Annotated in this window: 3 protein-coding genes; 2 read left to right on the forward strand and 1 reads right to left on the reverse strand. The window is 57.3% G+C overall.

Features of this window, described 5'->3' with window-relative positions:
- Window positions 1–272 (reverse strand): ABC transporter substrate-binding protein (locus AC0AP0_RS10955; protein ID WP_490430486.1); only part of this gene is annotated, 272 nt, incomplete at its 3' end.
- Between the two features lie 320 nt (window positions 273–592).
- On the opposite strand from AC0AP0_RS10955, the gene AC0AP0_RS10960 reads away from it, so the two are divergent.
- Window positions 593–1597: a LacI family DNA-binding transcriptional regulator gene (locus AC0AP0_RS10960; protein ID WP_490430487.1), complete on the forward strand. Its 1005-nt coding sequence runs from the start codon at window positions 593–595 to the stop codon at window positions 1595–1597.
- A 98-nt stretch (window positions 1598–1695) separates the two neighbouring features.
- Entirely contained in the window at window positions 1696–2562 is an 867-nt protein-coding gene (locus tag AC0AP0_RS10965) for an MBL fold metallo-hydrolase (protein ID WP_211120075.1), read from the forward strand.
- The last annotated feature ends 508 nt before the right edge of the window (window positions 2563–3070 follow it).

Below are 3070 nucleotides of genomic sequence, written 5' to 3' on the forward strand. Positions count from 1 at the left end.
GCTCCCGCCTGGGCCGTCGGCAGGATGGTCAGCTTCAGGCCGGCCTTGTCGAAGTAGCCCAGATGCCGGGCCACGTAGATGCCCACATGATTGGTGTTGGGCGTCCAATCCAGCATGAAGGAGAGCTTGGAGCCGTCATTGGTCTTGTCATCTGCCCCCTTGGCCCCGCAGGCCGCGCTCGTAGCTGCCATGCAGATCGCCGCTGCCAGGGCGAGCGCCCGTACGATCAGTCTGTGGCCGGGAGTTCTCCCGAAGCCGCTATTCTCCGTCATGCTCATCACTGTCACCTTGCCTCTCCGGCACCCCTGGTGCCTATCCGCATCGGGGCCGCTACGGGAAGGTGAGGAGCCCGCGCGACGATCCGGTACGGTCTTGACCGATGGAATTCTGCGATGTGTGTCACGGCTGCTGCCACCAGCCGCGCGAACAAGACCACTCTAGTCCAACCCGGCCGCTCCTGCCTCGCCGTGGTGAAAGGTTGCATCATTTGCCCCTATACTGGAAACTCACGAGAGGTCTGTGCGGGCCGACCACTGTCGGTCTCGTCCGGAGCAAGACATCCGATTTCGGTAGGGTACGACGGAGGGTTCCCATGTCGGTGACCATCAGTGATGTGGCCAAGCAGGCGGGCATGTCCGTATCCACGGTCTCCCAGGCGCTCAACGACACAGGGCGCATCTCCCCACCCACCAAGGACAGGGTCCGCCGGGCGGCCATGGAGCTGGGCTACATCCCCGACAGTAGAGCCCGTTCCATGCGATCCTCGCGCTCGCATGCCGTAGGTCTGCTGGTCCCCGATATTCGCAACCCTTATTTCTCCGAGTTGGTCTACGCCGTCCAGGACCAGCTCTACTCGGCAGGCTACGCGCCCCTGATCGGCGTGTCCTCTTGCCAGGCCAGCAGGGAGGAGGACTATTACCGCATCCTTCTGTCTCGGCATATGGATGGTGTTCTGGTCGTGCCTGATGGGCCCACATCGCCCATGCTGCGCACCATGCTGGCAAGGGAATTCCCTGTTGTCTTCGTGGATCGTCCCGACCGGACCCTGCCTGGTGTCCCCCTGGTGGATTCCGATCCGGTGCCCGGCCTGGAGGCGGCCCTGGGCGCTCTGGCGGCGAGGGGATGCAGACGAGTGGCCTTCGTCCCGGGCCCCGAGAGCCGCTCCTATACCTTCCGCGAGCGCGAGCAGGCTTTTCTGGACGGCGTGGATGCCCGTCAGGGGCTGACGGGATTGGTGGTCCGCCAGGGGTTCGAGGATCGCCACCGGGCAGCCACGACCATGCGCCACCTGCTCGGTCAAGGGGTGGACGCCGTTATCTTCGGCTATTCGGCCGATGCCATCAAGGCCATTGCCATGGAGTGGGACAGCGACCAGCGCTCGCGTGTGCCTTTGGTCTCCTTCGACGACCTGGAGGTCTTTCAGCTGATCAGTCCCCAGGTTTCGGTCATCTCCCAGCAGGTGGATCGCATGGGCCGGCAGGGCGTTGACATGCTTTTATCCATGATCGAGCCGGGGCGGCAGGCTCCGGAAGGCATGAGCGTGGATCGCCGGCTGCGCACCCAAACCCTCTTCGTACCAAGGGGTTTGCTGGCTTAGTAATCCATTGCGTCCATACGTTCTCTTCTCGTCGTTATCGTATGACGTACCTGCCAGGTATGAATATTGACATCCATCACAAAGGAGTATGAGCAATTATGAAATTTGAACATCTAGGGACAGCCGCAGCTGAAAGAATCCCCGGCATTTTCTGCATGTGTGATCTGTGCAAGCAGGCCAGACGCATCGGAGGCAGAGAGATTCGTACTCAGTCCCAGGCTTTGGTCGACGATGCACTCCTGCTTGATTTTCCTGGTGATACCTATTGCCATTTTATTAATAATAAGAACTTTGATCTACCGGCAATCACCCAGCTCTTCATCACTCATTGGCATTCTGATCATTTTTACGGTGAGGATCTGGCTTATCGCATGGATTCGTACGCCGATGACAATCCAACCCATATGGATGTCTATGGCTCTGAAGCTGTCCAAGGCTTTTACGAGCGGGCTTTCTTCCTGGAGGAGCATTACGATTACGACAAGTTAACGTATCACGCTCTTCATCCTGGTGACAGTGTCACAGTGACGGCTGGGAATGGTAGGACCTACACGGTATATGCTTTTGAAGCAAAGCATGGCCATCATTTCGGAGATTGTCTCTTCTATGGACTGACAGACGGTCAAGTCGGGCTGCTGTATGCGCATGATACGGCCTGCTTCTATGAATCGACCTGGAAGGATCTGGCCAAAGCTGGGCTAAAATACGACTACGTTTCCTTGGATTGCACCCAAGGGTTGACTGATCTCAGTTCCGATGTCCACATGAACTTTTCTGACAACCTGCGAGTCAGGGATCGCATGGTGAAGATGGGGCTGGCCGATTCGCACACTATGTTCGTATGCAACCATTTCTCTCATCGCGGCAATGCCAGTTATGAACGTATGCAGGAGGCCGCCGTCAGGGAGGGATTTGTCAGCTCCTACGACGGAATGGTGACGAACATCCAGCCCCCAGCAGTCTAAGCGTTGCGTTTTGCAGGCGGCTATGACCATTTTGACCAGGGCCGCCTTTCTGTGTCTTCGCATATGAAAGCTGGAGTGGAGGTGACGTATGCGTTGCAGCGAGGTCTCGACAAAAGAAGTACGTGGCATGCGGAGTGTCGGGCAGTTGTGTCGTCCCTGTCAATGACCCCTACTGGTCTTTCGGCCATTTGCCGCCCTTGTCCGGACCCCGCTGTTTGTGACTCAGTTCACAAAACACGGGAATAACTAGATGTAGGAAACGAATCATCCTCAGGCACTACATATGGTGGTCACGACGTGATAGAGTGAGTCCTGTCAGCAAAAATGACATCCATGTGATTCGCCGTTCCCAATACGGAATTTGGGAACGCCAAAGTAACTGCACATGAACAACCGTATGAGGAGTGACGATGGATACTGAGGTCATGACCGATAGCGTGAAGGAGCGTGGCATTTCGGATCGCGATGCTGTCGATGGCATTCTGGTCGAGAAGCGCGACGGCCGGAT

Source organism: Bifidobacterium sp. POST2/T3 (B1) (assembly GCF_058197115.1).